At 59.2% G+C, this 18015-nt stretch carries 13 protein-coding genes and 1 tRNA gene; 12 read left to right on the forward strand and 2 right to left on the reverse strand.

What is annotated here, in order from left to right:
- The first annotated feature begins 58 nt into the window (after positions 1-58).
- The 3 genes from ASD12_RS09395 to ASD12_RS09405 all read left to right on the forward strand — a co-directional run bounded on the left by ASD12_RS09395 (position 59) and on the right by ASD12_RS09405 (position 2299).
- Positions 59-132: transfer RNA gene (locus tag ASD12_RS09395), tRNA-Gly, on the forward strand.
- A 137-nt stretch (positions 133-269) separates the two neighbouring features.
- Positions 270-1628: a DUF6538 domain-containing protein gene (locus tag ASD12_RS09400; protein WP_056584577.1), complete on the forward strand. Its 1359-nt coding sequence runs from the start codon at positions 270-272 to the stop codon at positions 1626-1628.
- A gap of 80 nt (positions 1629-1708) precedes the next feature.
- Positions 1709-2299 (forward strand): tyrosine-type recombinase/integrase, encoded by a 591-nt coding sequence (locus tag ASD12_RS09405; protein ID WP_056584580.1) that lies wholly within the window; start codon positions 1709-1711, stop codon positions 2297-2299.
- Here ASD12_RS09405 and ASD12_RS09410 read toward each other — a convergent pair.
- Both ASD12_RS09410 and ASD12_RS09415 read right to left on the reverse strand, forming a co-directional pair.
- A complete protein-coding gene (locus ASD12_RS09410; protein WP_056584583.1) occupies positions 2259-2513 on the reverse strand; it encodes a hypothetical protein in 255 nt (84 codons plus the stop codon). The genes ASD12_RS09405 and ASD12_RS09410 overlap by 41 nt on opposite strands.
- 1115 nt (positions 2514-3628) lie before the next feature.
- Positions 3629-4207 (reverse strand): phage integrase N-terminal SAM-like domain-containing protein, encoded by a 579-nt coding sequence (locus ASD12_RS09415; protein ID WP_200953689.1) that lies wholly within the window; start codon positions 4205-4207, stop codon positions 3629-3631.
- Between the two features lie 420 nt (positions 4208-4627).
- On the opposite strand from ASD12_RS09415, the gene hsdR reads away from it, so the two are divergent.
- From hsdR to ASD12_RS09460, 9 genes are all read left to right on the forward strand, one after another.
- Entirely contained in the window at positions 4628-8038 is a 3411-nt protein-coding gene (hsdR, locus tag ASD12_RS09420) for a type I restriction-modification system endonuclease (RefSeq protein WP_056584674.1), read from the forward strand.
- A gap of 65 nt (positions 8039-8103) precedes the next feature.
- Positions 8104-9639, forward strand: coding sequence for an N-6 DNA methylase (locus ASD12_RS09425; protein WP_056584586.1), 1536 nt, complete (start codon positions 8104-8106; stop codon positions 9637-9639).
- A complete protein-coding gene (locus ASD12_RS09430; RefSeq protein WP_056584590.1) occupies positions 9636-11195 on the forward strand; it encodes a restriction endonuclease subunit S in 1560 nt (519 codons plus the stop codon). The genes ASD12_RS09425 and ASD12_RS09430 overlap by 4 nt, the downstream gene beginning before the upstream one ends.
- The gene (locus ASD12_RS09435; protein ID WP_056584593.1) at positions 11192-12793 is read left to right on the forward strand and encodes a restriction system-associated AAA family ATPase; all 1602 of its coding nucleotides are present in this window, start codon (positions 11192-11194) and stop codon (positions 12791-12793) included. The genes ASD12_RS09430 and ASD12_RS09435 overlap by 4 nt, the downstream gene beginning before the upstream one ends.
- Position 12794: 1 nt before the next feature.
- A complete protein-coding gene (locus tag ASD12_RS09440) occupies positions 12795-13862 on the forward strand; it encodes a hypothetical protein (RefSeq protein WP_056584595.1) in 1068 nt (355 codons plus the stop codon).
- Between the two features lie 34 nt (positions 13863-13896).
- The gene (locus ASD12_RS09445) at positions 13897-14820 is read left to right on the forward strand and encodes a restriction endonuclease (protein WP_056584598.1); all 924 of its coding nucleotides are present in this window, start codon (positions 13897-13899) and stop codon (positions 14818-14820) included.
- Positions 14821-15161: 341 nt separating this feature from the next.
- The gene (locus tag ASD12_RS09450) at positions 15162-16400 is read left to right on the forward strand and encodes a nucleotidyltransferase (protein ID WP_162252230.1); all 1239 of its coding nucleotides are present in this window, start codon (positions 15162-15164) and stop codon (positions 16398-16400) included.
- The gene (locus ASD12_RS09455) at positions 16384-16896 is read left to right on the forward strand and encodes a hypothetical protein (RefSeq protein WP_056584605.1); all 513 of its coding nucleotides are present in this window, start codon (positions 16384-16386) and stop codon (positions 16894-16896) included. The genes ASD12_RS09450 and ASD12_RS09455 overlap by 17 nt, the downstream gene beginning before the upstream one ends.
- Complete coding sequence (locus tag ASD12_RS09460; RefSeq protein ID WP_082525345.1) at positions 16838-17917, forward strand: CBASS cGAMP-activated phospholipase; 1080 nt, start codon at positions 16838-16840, stop codon at positions 17915-17917. The genes ASD12_RS09455 and ASD12_RS09460 overlap by 59 nt, the downstream gene beginning before the upstream one ends.
- The last annotated feature ends 98 nt before the right edge of the window (positions 17918-18015 follow it).

Raw genomic sequence — 18015 nt, forward strand, 5'->3', positions numbered from 1 at the left:
GAATCGGACCGAAAAGTGCATGGCGCTTTTCGGGTGAATCCGATACTTCAGGAAAGGCGCGGGTATAGCTCAGTGGTAGAGCAGCAGCCTTCCAAGCTGAATATGCGGGTTCGATTCCCGCTACCCGCTCCAGCTTCCAGCCCCCAGAAACCCCTCTAAGCCTTGTAAGGCAAGGCGTCGCGCAATGCGGCTCGCCATGAACCGACTTGACTCGCTGGAAGATTGTGATACAGTTCGGGACACATGCAGCGATACCGTGGAGGCGCGAGATGGGGCGCTGGTCGAAGGTCGATCCCGACCGCTACCTGCTGACGCGGCAGGGAATCTACTATTACTGGCGGCGCATCCCGGCCATGGTCGCCGCGATGGTTGCGCGTCCTCTGGTCCGGAAATCGCTCAAGACCGACGACCTGGCCGAGGCCAGAGCCAAGCGAGACGCGCTGGAGGCGGCCGACAACGACTACTGGCGGGCCCTGTTCCTCGACGAGGACGAGGCCCGGGCGCGGCTACGGTACCAGGCGGCGGTCCGGCGGGCGGAAGCGCTGGGGTTTTCCTACCGGACGAGTTCGGAGCTGGCTTCAGGCCCGCTTCTGGAACTCGTCCGGCATGTGCTTGCGATCGTCCCGGGAGGAGCGTCGCCCGAAGCGGAGGCTGCGGTCCTGGGGCGCGAAGACCGCCCGAAGGACGGCTGGTGGAAGGCATACGACGTCTACAAGGGCGAGATCAAGAAAGACGAGCTTGCAAAGAAAAGCCCGGGACAGCTGACGCGCTGGGACAACACGAGGAAGGGCGCGATATCAAATTTCCTTTCGCTGGTGGGCGGCGACAAGCCGATCGCCGAAACGACGCGTGGAGACGGCCTGACCCTGCGCAGATACTGGCTCGGCAGGGTGGTCCCGGACGACAAGGAGCAGAAGCGGTGCTCCCCGAACACCGCCAACAAGCAGATCGGCATTCTGCGGGAGATTTTTTCGGCGTACTGCAAGCACGTGCAGGAGGAGGACAGGAAGAACCCATTCTCCGACCTCAGCTTCAAGGACGGGGGCGGGCTGAAGAGAATGCCGTTTGCGGAAGAGTGGATCCGGGACAAGCTTCTCGCCCATGGCGCGCTTGCAGCCATGAACGGCGAAGGCCGCGGAATCACCCTGGCGCTGGTCGAAACAGGCTGCCGCCCTGGGGAGCTGTGCAACATCGCGCCGGAGGACATCTTCCTGGACGACGAAGTCCCGTACATACACATCCGGGCCAGGACCGACCCGGACGACACCCGGGACATAAAGACGAAGCAGTCGGACAGGAAAATCCCGCTGCTGGGCGTCGCCCTGGAGGCGTTCAAGCGGCACCCGCAGGGTTTCCCCCGATACAAGGACAAAGAGGACACCTACTCGGCCATGGCCAACAAATATTTCAAAGAAAATGGCCTGAAGCCGAGCCCGCAGCATAGCATCTACTCCCTGAGGCACGCCTTCGAGGACCGCATGCTTGAAGGCGGCGTCGATCTGGAGCTGAGGGAGGTCCTGATGGGGCATAAGCTCGACAGGCCGTTGTACGGCGAGAAGGGCACCCTGCGCTTCCGTCAGAAGATCCTGGGAGCGATAGCTTTCGACTTCGATCCAGCGATCGTCTGACACGCGCCGGATTTCGTTCAGGTCGCCGGCCTGGCTGCTGGGAAAAGACTGTTTTCGGGGGCGGCGAACGAGGCACGCAGATGACAACAGAGCCATTTCGGAGAAGAGAGCCACTTCCGACAGAGTGGATTCAAGCCCGGCTCCTCGCCCCCGGCGCGTTGTCTGGCCTTAATGACCAGGCGCGCGGAATCACCCTGGCGCTGGTGGAAACGGGCTGCCGCCCGTCAGAGCTGTGCAACATCGCGCCCGAGAACATCTTCCTCGACGAAGAGCTGCCTTACATACACGTCTCTCCAAGGGACACGACGGAATTCAAAACGCGATGGCAGGACCGACGGATTCCGCTTGTCGGAGTCGCTATGGAAGTGTTCAGGCGGCACCCGAACGGGTTTCCGCGGTACAGGGACAGGGAGGACAACTACGCGGCGGCGACCAACAGGTACCTGAGGAGACAGGGCCTCTGGCCCGGCCCGCGGCACTCCCTCTACTCGTTCAGACTCTCCTTCATGGACCGCATGGCGGAGCACGGCGTCGACTGGGAGCTAACGAAGGTGCTGATGGGGTACAGGTTCGACAGGCGGACGTGGCTGTTTAGCGATACGGTGCCGCTGCGGCATTGCCAGAAGGCGCTCAGCGCGCTGGCCCTCGACTTCGATCCAGCGATCGTCTGACGCGCTCTCGGATATCGTCCAGCGTCGCGGCCCGTCGCCTGATGGCGGCTAGCTCGGCGTTCAGCCTGTCGTAGATGGGCAGGTAGACGGCGCCGCGCTTTTCATCGCTGACGATGGCCTGGGCGACCCGGTCCATGCACAGTTCGAGCAGCTCGGCCGTGATTGACAATCCGGAGCCTGCGTCTGGAACTTCGGTCGAGGGCATCTTCTCCATGGGGCGCCATCGCTACTAAACGATCCGCCGCCTCGGAAAAGCCTAGGCGGCATCCACTCCATACTCGTCGTCCGGGCGCAGCCGTTCCTCCGTCGCCGCACCCGCTCGACGGGCGCGAATTGTAGTTGCTCCGGCGAGCTTAGTCAAATCGCGTAGTTTCCTGTTATCGGTGTAATGTCAACAATTTGGACTGAATCCTTAATGCGGAACTTTAGAGGATTCCCCTCCTTAAAGGACTCGTAGTTGGCGATCCCCGCGGTCGGTTCCCGGACCAAAGGATTCGAGGTACGACGGAAAACTGTAGGACGCTCGGGGCTATCCAACGTCGGGGACCCTCGAAGGCGAACGGAAGTCCCTGGAATTGCTCATCGCCTGGCTCAAAGCCCAGTTCTCGGGTCGCGCCCAGGGGGCAAGCGAAGCTCGAGAGAAGGATTCGTCAGATGGCCGCTCGGCAATCCTGACGCCGACCCGCGCTCCGCGACGCAGTATGGGGCCTTTCAATTCCTCGGCAGCTTGTGGATCTCCAGCCTTACTGGCCCCACCTCGATCGCAGCTGGTGCAGAACAGGGCCTTTTCGACGGTGCTGAAAAGCGCACCTTTGCCATATCGCCCCTGATAAGCCCAGCGGCTTCACCTCGGCATGATGCGAGCAGTGTTTGCACCAGGCTCGCAGCGTGTGCCACTCGCGGAGATCTCCAAGTGAAACGTCCAATCCTGCATGAATGCTGGCGTCAATGATCGTCTGCGGAACCTTTACTTCGCCTGGCGTGATGATCTTTTCCATGACGTGGCGGCTGTTGTAGTGGATCAGCAGCATTCCGGGCCGGCGTCGAATGGCGGTATGAACTCCGGCTTAGAGCCGCAAATTTCCAGCTTAGCGTCGTCATTTCCCTAGGTGCCGGCACAAATTGGCAGCTTTAGGCGCAAGATAACAGCGAAGCGTCGCCAGAACAGCGGATCTTCCAGCATGTTGCGGCGAATTGCCTGTGTCTGCCTCGGTATGCCTAGACCATCTAAGCGACGGATAGGCATACCGCTCAGAATGAGCACCGTCTCACCGCAGCGCGGATGAAATGGATAGTAAATCCGCGTCGGCGGCCTGCCGTCGCGATGCATTACGCGCCCTGCTGACGTCCGACCTTCCACCACTCACGCAGAAGCATGAGCAGGTCCTCCGAGAGCATGGCGTTGCGATAGCGCCCGCCCTTGCCACGCTCGACGCGCAGCAGCATGCGCTCGCTGTCGACGTCGGCAACCTTCAGCATCGACACCTCGGCGACACGCAGGCCCGCGCCATAGGCGACCGACAGTGCGGCCTGATGCTTGGTTCCGTTGAGCAGCCGGGCGACCTCGTCGCGACTGAGCACCACGGGCAGGTTGCGCGGATGCGACAGCCGGACGAGCCGGCGCGCCAGGTCCGGGCGGTCGAGCGTGTGGGTGAAGGAGAAGCGTAGCGCCGACACGATGCTGTTCATCGTTGGCATGGGAACGCCGTCTTCCTGCTGCTCGATCTGGAACCGACGCAGGTCGTCGGCGGTCGCTGTGTCTGGTGAACGCCCGAGGAATGTCGCCAGGCGTCCGATGTCGCGGAGATAGTTGCGCTGCGTCTCGCGTGAGAAACGCCGCATGTTCATGTCGTCGATCAGCCGTTGGCGCAGAGGGCTGATCACTGCATCGAGAATGGGATGGTGCATGGTCTGGCTCCTTGTTGAAGAAGCCCGCCATGCTCTGCTCCAGCCGAACGAGGCTCAACGCGAGCGCGAAGACCGGTTCCTTGATCTCTACCTCAACTGCGGCGCCTTTCCCGCACAGCGGGTTCGTTCCCCGGACCCAATGCTGCCGGCCGGCAATGCGCCTCAAGTCAGACCTATTGGCAAATTTTGCCTTCGCCCGAAAGCGGACTGTACGCTGGCGCGAAGCAGATGGTGGCACGCGCCTCATGTCAGACGAATGGGCAAACGCAGCCGGGGCCGAAACCCGACGTTACGGACGAACAGCGAGTGGTAGCAACGATCTACTCCATCATCAGCTAGTGTCTGCAGCGCTTGTTTGCCTACCTTTGTGAGATGTGCCATCGTTCAGGTGCGGGGCATAGAATGCATGTGAGTGGGGCATTGTCGGCCAACTTCGATTATTTGAAGGAGCTCAGTCCTGAACTCCATCGTCTGGCTGTACTTGCCGAGCGATTCTTTGCGCTGGACGCTAATACCTCGCTGGTCAAGAGCCGCCAATTTGGCGAATACATGGTTAAGGAGATTGCTGCGCTCTCCGGGGCCTATAATCCGGATCGTCGTGAAACAACGTTCGAACTGCTGCGGCGCCTTCGGGCTGCGCAGATCGTTCCGCGTGAGATTGGTGACATCTTCCATGCCATCCGTAAGAGCGGGAACGAAGCCAATCACGACTTCGGGGGAACCCCAGCGGAGGCCTTGGCCGCGCTTAAGTTTTGCCGGACACTCGGCGTCTGGTATCGGCGAACATACGGTAGCGACCCGCAGTTCAAGCCCGGGCCCTTCGTTCCTCCGAAGCCCTCGAAGGACACCGACGACTCGACGCGACAGGAACTGGACAAACTGCGTCGGCAAGTGAGGGAATCAGAGGAACGGCTTCGAACACTCGAAGCCTCGGCCGAGGACCTCGCCAAGGCTCGCGCAGCGGCAGAGGAACTCGCGCGCCAAGCCTCCGAAGAAAGCGCCGTCTGGGAACAGACGGCGATCGAACTCGAAGCCAACCACGCTGAACTGACACGCAGGCTGTCGGAGCTTCAGGCGACGGCCGAGACCGTGCCCGAGCAGCAGCTGCTGGAGTTGAAACAGGCAGGCTTCGAAGCAGCAAGTCGGGTCGAGCTCGACGAGCAGCAGACGCGCCTTCTGATCGATGTTCAGCTGAGCGAGATGGGGTGGGAAGCCGATTCGGACGCCTTGCGCCATTCCGCTGGCACACGACCGGAAGACGGACGGGCATTGGCTATCGCCGAATGGCCTTGCGTGGGCGGAAGCGTCGACTATGCCCTTTTCGTCGGCATGGTTTGCATCGGCGTGGTCGAGGCTAAGCGTGGGTCCTTTGACGTCCCTTCCACCCTCGTCCAGGCTGAACGCTATGCCCGAACCATCTTGCTTGCGCCGGAGCAGCAACACCCAGACGGCCCATGGCAGCACGGACTCGAAGAGCCGTTTCGCGTTCCTTTCGTCTTCGCCACGAACGGTCGCCCCTTTGTCCGGCAATGGCTTACGAAATCCGGCATCTGGTACCGGGACGTGCGACGAGAGACCAACCATCCTGTGGCTCTGCCGCAGTGGTTCTCCCCTAACGATCTTGTCGCCAAGCTGCGGACCGACGTCGATGCCGCCGTTCGCGGGCTTGCTGAGGAAAGCCTGGGCAAGGGCAAGCTTCGCCCCTACCAAGAAGATGCTGTCGCCGCGATCGAACACGCCGTTGAGGCGGGCCAGCGTCAGATTCTAATCTCAATGGCCACGGGGACAGGCAAGACCCGTACGGCTATCGCGCTCATGTATCGCCTCCTCAAGCATAAGCGCTTCCGCCGCATCCTCTTCCTAGTCGATCGTAAGGCCCTCGGCAAACAGGCGGGCGATGCGCTGGAAACAACGGAGATCGAAGGGCTCCTGAATTTCGCCCAGATCTACAAGGTCGCGGGCCTCGACAAGAAGGTTCCCGAACCGGAGGATCAGGTCCAGGTGGCGACCGTGCAGTCGCTGATCGCCCGCATCCTAAATGAGCCGGACGTCTCGCAACGGCCGACTCCGGGCACATTCGACTGCATCATCGTGGACGAGGCGCATCGCGGCTACACGCTGGACGCCGAGCTGCGCGAGAGCGACATCGGCCTTCGGAATCTCGAAGACTACCAGTCGGCCTACCGCCAAATCCTCGACTATTTCGATGCCGTGAAGATCGCGCTTACGGCAACGCCTGCTCTTCACACGCGCGAAATCTTCGGACATCCCGTCTTCCACTACGGATACCGCCAGGCTGTCGTCGAAGGTTATCTTACCGATCACCTGCCGCCGAGGCGTATCACGACAGCGCTCTCGGAAGCCGGCATCCATTTCGAAGGCGGCGAAGAGGTCGAGATCGTCGATCGTAAGACAGGACAGATCGACCTCTTTGCTCTGCCCGACGATGTCTCTCTTGATTATGATCTCGCCGACTTCAACAGGCGCGTCTACTCGGAATCCTTCAACCGCATTGTCTGCCGCGCCATCGCGACCGAGATTCCCCCGGACAAGCCTGGCAAGACGCTTATCTTCGCTGCCCGCGATACCCATGCAGACGACATCGTGCGACTCCTGGTCGAGGAGCTGCAGGAAGAGTATGGAACGGACGCCGTTCCTCACATCATGGTAGCGAAGATCACCGGCACGATCGACAAAGCCGACGAGCTGATCCTACGATTCAAGAACGATCCTCTTCCGAAGTACGTCGTCACCGTCGACCTGCTCACCACCGGAATCGACGTGCCAGCGATCTCGAACCTCGTCTTCGTGCGGCGGGTGAAGAGCCGCATTCTCTACGACCAGATGATTGGCCGCGCGACCCGGCTATGCCCCGAGATTGGCAAGGAGCACTTCCGCATCTTCGACGCCGTCGATCTCTACGCCGAGTTGCAGGAGATGACCGACATGCACCCGGTCGTCGTCAAGCCTGATATCTCGCTCGGCCAGCTGGTCGCCGATCTCGGTAAGGCCGTGGACGACGAGGACAGGCGCTGGGTCGCGGGCCAGGTGATCGTGCGCATGCGCGCACTTGGCAAGGGCATGGACGCCGAGAGCCGCGAGAGCTTCGAGCGCCACACCGGCGAGTCACCGGAGGATGCCGTCCAGCGGCTCGCGACCCGTTCCGGCATTGAGCTCGCAGAGTGGCTCAAGGCGCATCCGCGCGCGATGGAACTCCTGGAGCGTCGCCCCTCCGGCACGGTCCGGGCCAACGATGGCGTAGTGATCTCGACGCACGAGGACGAGCTGCTGCGCATTGAGGAAATGTTCGGCAAGAACACCACGCCCGAAGATTACATCTCCGGTTTCGAGCGCTTCGTCCGCGAGAACATGAACCAGGTCCCGGCACTTATCGCCGTCACGCAGCGGCCTCGCGACCTCACCCGCAAGGAGCTGTCAGAACTGGCTGGTCTGCTCGACGAGCGGAACTATTCCGAATCAATGCTGCGCGCGGCCTATGGCAAGGCTCGCAATGCCGACATCGCGGCCCACATCATTGGCTTCGTGCGGCAGGCGGCGCTGGGTGATCCGTTGGTGCCATACGCGACACGGGTCGAGCGGGCGATCCTGGCCATCGAGAAGTCCCGAGCCTGGACGCCGAAGCAGAAGAACTGGTTGCGCCGCATCGGCCGGGCGCTGAAGGACAAGCCTGTGGCGGACCCCACATTGCTGGACCAGGGTGTGTTTGCAGACAAAGGCGGCTTCAATCGGATCTCGCAGGAGTTCGACGGCGCGCTCGACGATGTGCTGCACCAATTCAACGAGGCAATCTGGGGGCCTTCCGCGGCATGAGTTGACCCAGCTCGCCCACCAGCTACAAGCGTGCAACCCGACACGAAACAGGCCGCGCCACAACCATGAATGCCAATGCCATCGTCCAGAAACTCTGGCGCCTTTGCACGGTCCTCAGGAAGGACGGCATCACCTATCAGCAATATGTCACCGAGCTGACCTACCTCTTGTTCCTGAAGATGATGGCCGAGCGCAACCGCGAGACGGGCAGCCTTCCCAAAGGCATGCGCTGGGCCGATCTGGTGGCGGCGAACGGCCTCCCCAAGCTGGAGCATTACCGAAAGGTCCTTGTGACGCTCGGCGCCACCAGCACACGTCTCGGCAAGGACGACGGCCTGGTTCTGCCGCCCAGCGACAGCGCTTCGCCGGACGAGCGCAAGCGTTATGCTGATGCGCGGCCTCTACCTGAGATGGTACAGGAGATTTTCGACAACGCCTCCACCTTCATCCGCGAACCGCAGAACCTGACGACGTTGGTGACCGCCATCGACGAACTGGACTGGTTCTCCGACGAGCGTGACCAATTCGGCGATCTCTACGAAGGTCTTCTGCAGAAGAACGCGGAGGAGACCAAGCGCGGCGCCGGGCAGTATTTCACCCCGCGTGTGCTGATCGAGCTTCTCGTGCGCCTCATGCAGCCAAAACCCGGCGAGATGATCCAGGACCCCGCCGCAGGCACCGGCGGCTTCCTGATTGCCGCCGACCGGTACATGCGCGCCCGAACCGACAACTATTTCGATCTCGGTGGAAAGGAACAGGAGTTCCAGAAGCGCCACGCTTTCCGCGGCATGGAAAACGTGCCGGGCACGCTGCGCCTGCTTCTGATGAACCTTTACCTGCACGACCTCGATAGCGACCATGTCGATCTGGGCGACACACTCTCGGATAAGGGCAAGGGCCTCGGCCGCGCCGACCTCATTCTCACCAATCCCCCGTTCGGCCCGGCGGGCGGCGCGCCGACGCGGGACGACCTCTCCGTCACGGCAAGCGTCTCCTCCTACCAGCTTCCCTTCGTCGAACATTGCATCCGCGCGCTGAAGCCTGGGGGACGGGCAGCGATCGTCGTGCCGGACAACGTTTTGTTCGAAGACGGGCGGGGGAAGCAGCTCCGCCAGATGATGATGAACTGGTGCGACCTGCACACCATCCTGCGCCTGCCGACCGGCATCTTTTATGCACAGGGCGTGAAGACCAATGTCATTTTCCTAACGCGGGGCAAGACCGAGACCGGCAACACCAAGTCTGTCTGGATCTACGACCTGCGCGCCCAGATGCCAAAATTCGGCAAGACCACCGCGCTGACCGAAGCCCATTTCGAATGGTTCGAAAAGGCCTTCGGCACGAGCCCCCATGGCACCGAGCGTGGGCCAGACGAAGGCGCGGCTGGACGCTGGCGAAAATTCACCCGCGCGGAGATCGCTGCGCGCAGTGACAGTCTTGACATCGCCTGGCTGCGCGAGGCGGAGGAAGAGGCGGAAGAAGGCCTGACCGAACCTGACGACATCGCCGCCGTCATATTAGGCCACCTCCAAGCCGCCACGCTGGAGATCGAGGCGCTGATGACGGAGCTGGGCGACGGGCTTCCGGAAGCGGCGGAATGAGCGGGCTGCCGAAGGGGTGGGCTGAGACCGACTTGATGGAAATCATCGAGCTGCATGACTCAGTTCGTGTGCCACTAAACAAATCAGAGCGGTCCGCGAAACCTGGCCCCTATCCATACTATGGTGCAAATGGGCTAGTGGACCATATTGACGAGTACTTATTCGACGGCGAATTTGTGCTGCTTGCAGAGGATGGCGGAAATTTCGATGTTCCTGGAAAGCCTGTAGCATATCGCGTTGACGGCAGGTTCTGGGTTAACAACCACGCTCACATTATGAAACCGAGAGCCTCGATTCCTGCATCCTTTCTATTGCATTGGTGCAACAACTGGAACTGGATGCCGTTTGTCGGGGGGACAACTCGCCTCAAGCTTACACAAGAGGGTATGCGGAAAGTCCGTTTGGCCCTCCCACCGCTGGCCGAGCAAAAGCGCATAGTCGCCAAGCTCGATGCGCTGAACGCGAAATCCGCCCGCGCCCGCACCGAACTCGCCCGCATCGAAACCCTCGTCTCCCGCTACAAGCAGGCCGTGCTCAGCAAGGCTTTCAGTGGAGAGTTGACATCGGCGGACACTGCCAATGCGAACAACGCAGAAATATTAACTGACGGAGTAGTTGGCTATCCGTCGCAGTGGCGACAGATGCCGCTTGGAGAGATAGCCGACATCAAGTCCGGAATTACACTCGGCAAGAGGCGTAAGCCTGATGAGCATTTGTTGGAGGTGCCGTATCTTCGCGTAGCAAACGTGCAGAGGGGTTGGCTCGATCTTAGGGAGATGAAGACGGTCCAAGTGACTGCCAAGGAAGCCAACGCGCTTTTCCTACGCGAGGGTGACGTTCTCATGAACGAAGGAGGCGATCGCGACAAACTCGGCCGAGGTTGGGTTTGGGACGGGCAGATTCCTGACTGTATTCATCAAAACCATGTGTTCCGGGTCCGCTTGGCATCCGGAACTGTTCCTCCGCGCTTCTTGTCCTATTATGCCAACGAATTCGGGCAAGAGCACTTCTTCAATGAGGGCAAGCAGACGACAAATCTTGCTTCAATAAGTAAATCGAAGCTCTCTGCGATGCAGGTTCCAGTTCCTCCATTTGAGGAGGCGATGAAGATCGTCCGCGGCATCGAATTCGCTTTTGCCAAGATCGATCGGTTGGCTGCAGAAGCGCGCCGCGCGCTGGAACTGGTGGGCAAATTGGACGATGCGATTCTTGGCAAGGCCTTCCGTGGTGAACTGGTGTCCCAGGATGAAAGCGACGACCCGGCAAGTGTACTGCTAGAGCACGTCGGCGCAGAGCGGGCGCTGGCGCCGAACGAAAGAACGAGAACAATTAGACGGAAAACCACCATGTCAACGGCCAGAGACTTCTTGAACGCAAAACTTCAAAATTGGCCGAAGGAAGGCTTCACCTTTCAAGCCCTTCGGCATGAGTTCCGTGGAAGCTATGATGACCTCAAGGAGGCGGTTTTCGCTTCGCTCTCCGATGAAAAATCGACACTGCAGCAGGTGTTTGACCAGAAAACATCCATGATGACGATCAGAAAGCGTGAACGGTGAGAATCGTCAGGGTCAGAGTTTTCGAGGCCGCTAGCTGCGGCGGATTGCTCGATGGCCTGGACATCGAGTTAATTCGACCTCGAACAGGTGGTGAGAACGCGCATTTTGTGCCGATTTGCCTTCTGGGAAAAAACGGGACGGGCAAGTCCCAGTTTCTTCAAATCATTGCAGAAATCTTTCAGGCGGCATGGCATGAGCATCGCCCCGAAGAAGAGGCAGCGGCGGCCAATCCCGAACTACTATTCGAGATCATCTACGAGATGGATTTGCAGGGTGAAGGTGTCCGACGCGTCAAACTCAGTCGAACGCGAGAGCCATCAGGCCGTATTGGCAAAATGCTGATGGAGATTAAGCGGGACGATGGATATCGACCCTTGGCAGATAACCAACAGTCCGAGTTTGGGCAACATCTTCCGCCGCTCGTGGTTGCGTACACGTCTGGGGACAATGAGACCTTGAGCGTTCCGTTCTACGTCAGCCGATCAGGCTATGCTGCATCGGTCGCGGCTGCCGCGATGAAGGATGCGAACGCAATCGTCCCAGATAACCGTCTGGTGTTGCTAGATTACTCTACGCATCTTGAGGTGCTAATCGCCAACCTGATGATCGGTCCGGACGACCTTCGGAGCGACCTGGTTAGACACGCGGGCTTAGCCTCCTTGCATTCATTTCGTTTGGTGATCCAGCTCAACCATCCAGATGCGCCCAAGATCAGAGGTAAGAACCTCACCCGGAAAGGAGTACAGCTGACCGACGAGTTGGAGCAGTACATCAATCGCCTGTGCAACGCTGCTACTTGCTGGGATTACGACCCTAGGCAGGAGGTCTACACCCTAGACTATTTGGTCGACGCCGAAAGCCGCAGGGCGTTCAGTGCGTTCTGGTCCGACACGGTAGAACTCTACAGGTCGCTACATAAGCTAGCGATGCTGAATGACCTCATGATACCGAAAAAAGCCAGAGAGCGCCTACGTAGGAACATCAAAATTCGAAAGTTTGCTTCAAAACTTCCCGAGCCTCAAGATGAGACGAAAGTCTTCAAGATTGAGGAAGTCCGTTTTCAGAAGACAAGACATTCGGGTACACCTTCCGACGTCGACTATGTCTCCCTCTCGGATGGGGAACACCAGCAGGCACAGCTTTTTGGCATCGTCGCGATGCTCCGGGACAGGAACACGTTGTTCCTTTTGGACGAACCTGAGTCGCATTTTAATCCACTGTGGCGCGCCAAGCTAATTACAAGACTAATGGAACTCCCGGTTCAAGGGTTAGGCGAGCAAGAGTTTATTCTGACAACCCACGCGCCTTTTGTTCCATCCGACATGCGCCGCGAGCAGGTGCGGATTTTCGCCAAGGAAGACGAAAAGCTGTCGGCTCGCAGGCCGGAGATCGAAACTTTCGGAGCAACCTACGACTCCATTCTCAGCCATTGCTTCGATATCGATCCGCCGATCTCTCAGTTGGCTCAGGAGAAGATCAACAGCTTAAAAACGACAGCGTCTGCCGAAGAGATCGAACAGGAAATGCCGCGGATTGGCTCCTCGGTCGAGAAAGCGCTTCTCGCCGATCGCCTATTCGAACTAAAGAACCAAAAATAGCATGTTCTTCACGTATCCGATTGCAGCCACAAACGACAACTGGCTCAGCTCAACACTTCTAGATATACTGCAAATTGCGTTGATGGCACTCCAGAACGGTCAAGAACCACTTGATTTCCAGGGCTCGGTTCCAGAGTTATACGAATCAGAAATTGCTCGGGGCCGGAAGTTCCCCGGTCTCTATGTCGCATTTGTCGATGCGTGCCGGCCTTTGGAAGCTAACCAACGGGACCTTATTTTGTCGGCGCTGGCAGGCCAAAATCAGTTCCCCGAACTCTTCGCGGTCGATGCTCCATTTCACAGCATCGCGGAGGCCTTTCCTGCTGTCCATCAGGCCACTCGAAGCCTATTTGAATATGCATTTGAAAAGCTCTCGGACCTCAGGACTCCGGGGACCGATGAGACTGTAAGAGCCCGCTACCATTATCTCGTGCACGCCCATTTTGAAGGCGGTTGCTGTCCGTTCTGCGGACTCGAAATCATGGAGGCACCAGATCCAGATCTTGTGGATCCGGATCTCGACCATTACTTGGCCGCGTCTAAATATCCATTTGCGGGAGCAAATCTCCGTAATCTCACAGCCATGGGAACGACTTGTAATCGTTCATACAAAGGTGCTCAGGATATCCTCATGGACGAACTGAACCAAAAGGTTCACTGCTTCGATCCGTATGGGAACGAACATGTTGCGTTATCATTGGATGGTACAGTGCTTCTTCCGGGTGCGGGTGCTGGCCCTGCATGGGCTCTGACATTCGATCCTGATGTAGAGTCCCGAAACTGGCGGCGCATCTTCAAACTCGAATCCCGCATCAGGGCGAATGTTCTCGAAAAGCAATATCAGACATGGCTCAAACACTTCATAACATACGCACATAGAAACGAAATAGATATCGCGGTGAAGGAAGGAGCGATTGAAGCGATAGCTAAATTCAAAGCTACATGTGATATGGAAAGCCTTCCCACTGTGGCTCGTCTCAAATCCAGTTTTTTCGCGCTGGTGGAAAATGCGCTTAATGACCCTGCTGGTGGAGATAGAATGCACAATTTCTTAGTCGAAGTTGCGTGAGTTACTAGGCTGGCACTTTACGGATGGAGACTTCATGATCCCCGACTATCAAAGCCTCATGCTCCCTGTACTGCGCCTCGCTGCCGTTGGTGAAACCCGAGTCGCTGACGTAGCGGAGCGGATCGCTGACGATCTGCAGCTGACCCCAGAGGAACGGGACGAACTCTTGCCCAGCGGACGGCAGCGCGTTCTTCATAATCGTATTCACTGGGCGAAGTTCTACATGAGCAAGGCTGGCCTGATCGCCTCGCCCGCGCGGGGCCGCTTCGTTTCAACAGATCGTGGAAGGGCGCTGCTGGACATGGCACCAGAGCGGATTGACGTGCCTCTTTTGTTGCGGGAGCCGGGGTTCCGCGAATTCTACAGGAACGAAGGTGGCGCCGCTGAACAGGATGCCGCGATCGCAAAGTCGCTCGACGCTGCCTCACCCCATACGACGCCGGAGGAGCAGATCGATGCGGCCTATGTGTCACTCACGGCTGCGTTGCGCGACGAACTCCTTCAGCGAATCCTTGTGAACAGCCCGGGCTTCTTCGAGCAACTAATCGTCGATCTCCTAGTAGCCATGGGTTATGGCGGTAGCCACAAGGACGCAGCCGCCCAACTCGGTCGCTCCGGCGACGGCGGTGTTGACGGCATCGTCAACGAGGATCGTCTCGGCCTCGACCGCATCTATGTTCAGGCCAAACGCTACGCGCCCGGCAATCCGGTGAGCCGCCCGGACGTCAACGGTTTCGTAGGAAGCCTGGTCGGTCTCGGCGCAACCAAGGGCGTCTTCGTCACGACCTCTACCTTCAGTCAGCCCGCACGTGATTACGTCAGGCATCTGACCCAGAGGGTGATACTCATCGATGGGCAGGAATTGGCCGATTTGATGATCGAACACGGCGTGGGCGTTCGCGGCTACCGTACGGTCGAATTCAAGCGACTGGACGAGGACTTCTTCGGCGAGGAGTGAGGAAGCGGAAATGATTCCGGTTTCCTCACGTATTGACGACTCCGCTCCCGGCTCTGGCTAAAGGGAAATGATCTCGCGCGCTATTAATCTGGTCCCGCGTGAGGCCTGCCTGATCTGCCACTTGCGGAAGCTATCGAAGTCCGAGCGCGAGAAAGGGTCGGTGGGAAAAAATTCTGTGCCACCTAAGCACCTGAAAGGACACAATATTGCGCCAAGCGGAACATAGCGGAAACAAATAGTCGCTTGGACGTCCTTGAAAGTTAAAATCTTACCCACCACATGCTGCGTCACTTCGCCACAATGAGGGACTTATGGGTATCATCTTTAACATCGAGGACGCGATGCATATCGCGCGCGCAGACGGCCTGCTTATGGACGTCGCCCGGCGTGCTCAGTTGCCGTTGTCCAAGCATATCGACGCCATCGAGCATTTCGACGGACTGTCGGCTCATGTAGACCGTGCCGAAAGCCCGCTGGGCGGCAAGGTCGTCATGATCTACCCGTCCGGCAGCTTCTCGATCCACTGCGCCATCTACAGCAAGATTCGCTCGGTTCAGCACGACGTCGACGTCGTCGTCGAACTTGATCTGCCTGGGAATACGGACCCGGCGTGGATGCTGGACAAGCTGTACGACGCCATCAAAGGCGAGCCTGGCTCCAAGTACCATTCCTACAACATCGAGAAAAACTCGAGATGCGTGACGGTTACCTATCCGGACGGCGTGACCGTGGATCTCATGCCGGTGACGCGCATTCCCAACGGCCCTGAGCGGTCGGCCCTCCTGTTCCATCACAAGCCCGAATCCGGCGAGAAATACCGCAAGGAGGTCAATCCCAAGGGATTCACCAACTATTTCAATGCCAACATCAGTTCAAGCGAGGCCTTCGCGAAGCAATACTGGCAGCGCAAGATGCTGGTGGAAGGCATGCTGGTAGAGAAGGCTGAAACCCAGCCCATGCCTGATCATGTGCCGATCGAGGAAAAGTCACCACGCGTTCTGGCAATTCAGCTGATCAAGCGGTTCCGCGATGTGCAATACCGCCAGGAGGGGCGGCGGTCGCGAAGGCTGAAGAAGCCGCCTTCGGTGGTCATCGCGGCGATGGCGCTCGATGTCGGGCCGATGTCTGACAGTCTCGCGACCGAGGTCAAGGCCGTCGCACGTCACTTCGCCAGAGCTATCCGCGATGCCGACGCCGCTGGCGGACGCTTCCAGGTTATGAACCCGGCCCACCCGGCCGACGAGTTCACCGACCGATGGCCTGAGGACCGCGAGACACAGCGCCTCTGGCAGCGCGATCTTGAGCACCTGGCACGTGCGATCGACACCATCGGCAACTCGATTTTTGACCCTGCTGAAGCCAACGAGTTGCTTGAGGACCTGTTCGGCGAGGCGTTGGCGGAGTACGCCATCGAAAAGCACTTTGCCGGCCAGAATGAGATCGCGAAGCGGAATAAGCTCGGCATCGGACCTAGCGGCTCTATCAGGACCACGGCGGCGGCCGTTGCCGCTCCTGCCCTCATCTTGCCGGCGCATGCCAGCACTAACATGGCCGGCGTGCTCGATGATATTGACGATTGATCAGCAGATCGAGCGGATGGCCGAACTATGGCCGGGCTGGACGGTGAAGCGCCTATCCGGTCAAGGCGCCGAATGGAGCGGCACATTGCGGCCAAACCGGACGGAATACCAACTCCGGGTGCGCTACCGCGTGCCTGAGTTGCTTCTCAACCTGACCGTCCTGCAGGCTCAGCCAAGAGTGTATGTCGATTGGCCAGCCTTGCAGGAGAAGCCTGGCAATCCGGAAGGCCGGATTCCCCACGTCTATTGGCCGGTGAGTGATCCGAATGGTCAGCCCTCGCTGTGCTTGTTTGATCCCGAGGCGCGCGAGTGGGGCAGCGGCGAGTATATTGCCGACACCACGATTCCTTGGGCGGCGCTGTGGCTGAACTGGTACGAAGGGTGGCTGATTACGGGCAAATGGCTCGGCAGCGGCCGTCACGCAAGGCGGAGTGCCGATGGCAGAAGAGAACCAAAGCGACTCGAGGACGAGGCGCTCGAGCGGAACGCAGCTTGACCGCCGAGAGCAGTTGCCCTGGACGCTAGACGGGCTGAAAATCCTCTCCATCGATGGCGGTGGCATCCGCGGCATCTTGCCGGCCGCCGTGCTAACCCTTTGCGAGCAGCGGTTCACCGGCGGGAGACCGGCAGGCGAGTATTTCGACTACATTGCCGGAACGTCGACTGGCGGTATCATCGCGCTCGGCCTTGCCTCCGGTATGCCAGCGAGCGCAATCCTGAAGCTCTATATGGATCATGGTGCTGCGATTTTTCCGCCGCCGGCGCAACTGGACTGGCTGATCTCGAAAAGTGTTCGGAAGGCCTGGCGCTTCGTTCGCGGCCTGCTCCATTATAGGTATGACCGGGAAGAACTGGCGCGCCAGCTAGCCGCTGTTTTCCAGGATCGGGTCATTGGCGATGCGGATCGACGGCTGGTCATTCCGTCGTTCGACGAATTCAATGAAGTGACGCTGTTCAAGACACCACACCATCAGGCCTACAAGCTCGACTGGTCCTTGGGAATGGTGGCCGTTGCCTTGTCGACGTCGGCGGCACCGACCTTCTTCTCGACCTATAAGAACGGCGATCGGCAATTCGCAGATGGCGGGGTCTGGGCGAACAACCCGATCATGACAGCGTTGGTCGATGCCATGGCCTGCTACGCAATTGACCGACATCAGATCGACATCCTGTCTCTCGGCTGCGTTGAATCGGAGTTCGCGTTCACCAAGGGCCAAATCGCCAAGGGCGGGGTCTGGCACTGGCGCGAGATCATTTCTGCCGCCATGCGCCTGCAAAGCCAGAATGCGCTGGGCCAAGCTGGGCTGCTGGTGGGACGAGACCGTCTACTACGCGTCGACGGAGCACCCATGAAGTCTAATCCGATCGACCTCGACGACTACACCCGGTCCGCCGCAGAGTTGCCTGCCATTGCTGCCTCGCTGGTCAAGCAACATGAGGAACGGCTGGCGGCGCTTTTCGCTGCGCCGCGTCCACCCTACAAAGCGGTGTATGGGCCAAGGTCTCAGGACGCGTAAAATAGTCACCTGTTCTTCCCACGATGTCGCCTTTCAGAAACCGCCTAAAGCGATCCAACGACCGATATGAAGGCGCGAAGGAGCCATCCATGACCTGG

Source organism: Mesorhizobium sp. Root102 (assembly GCF_001425625.1).
GTDB lineage: Bacteria > Pseudomonadota > Alphaproteobacteria > Rhizobiales > Rhizobiaceae > Mesorhizobium.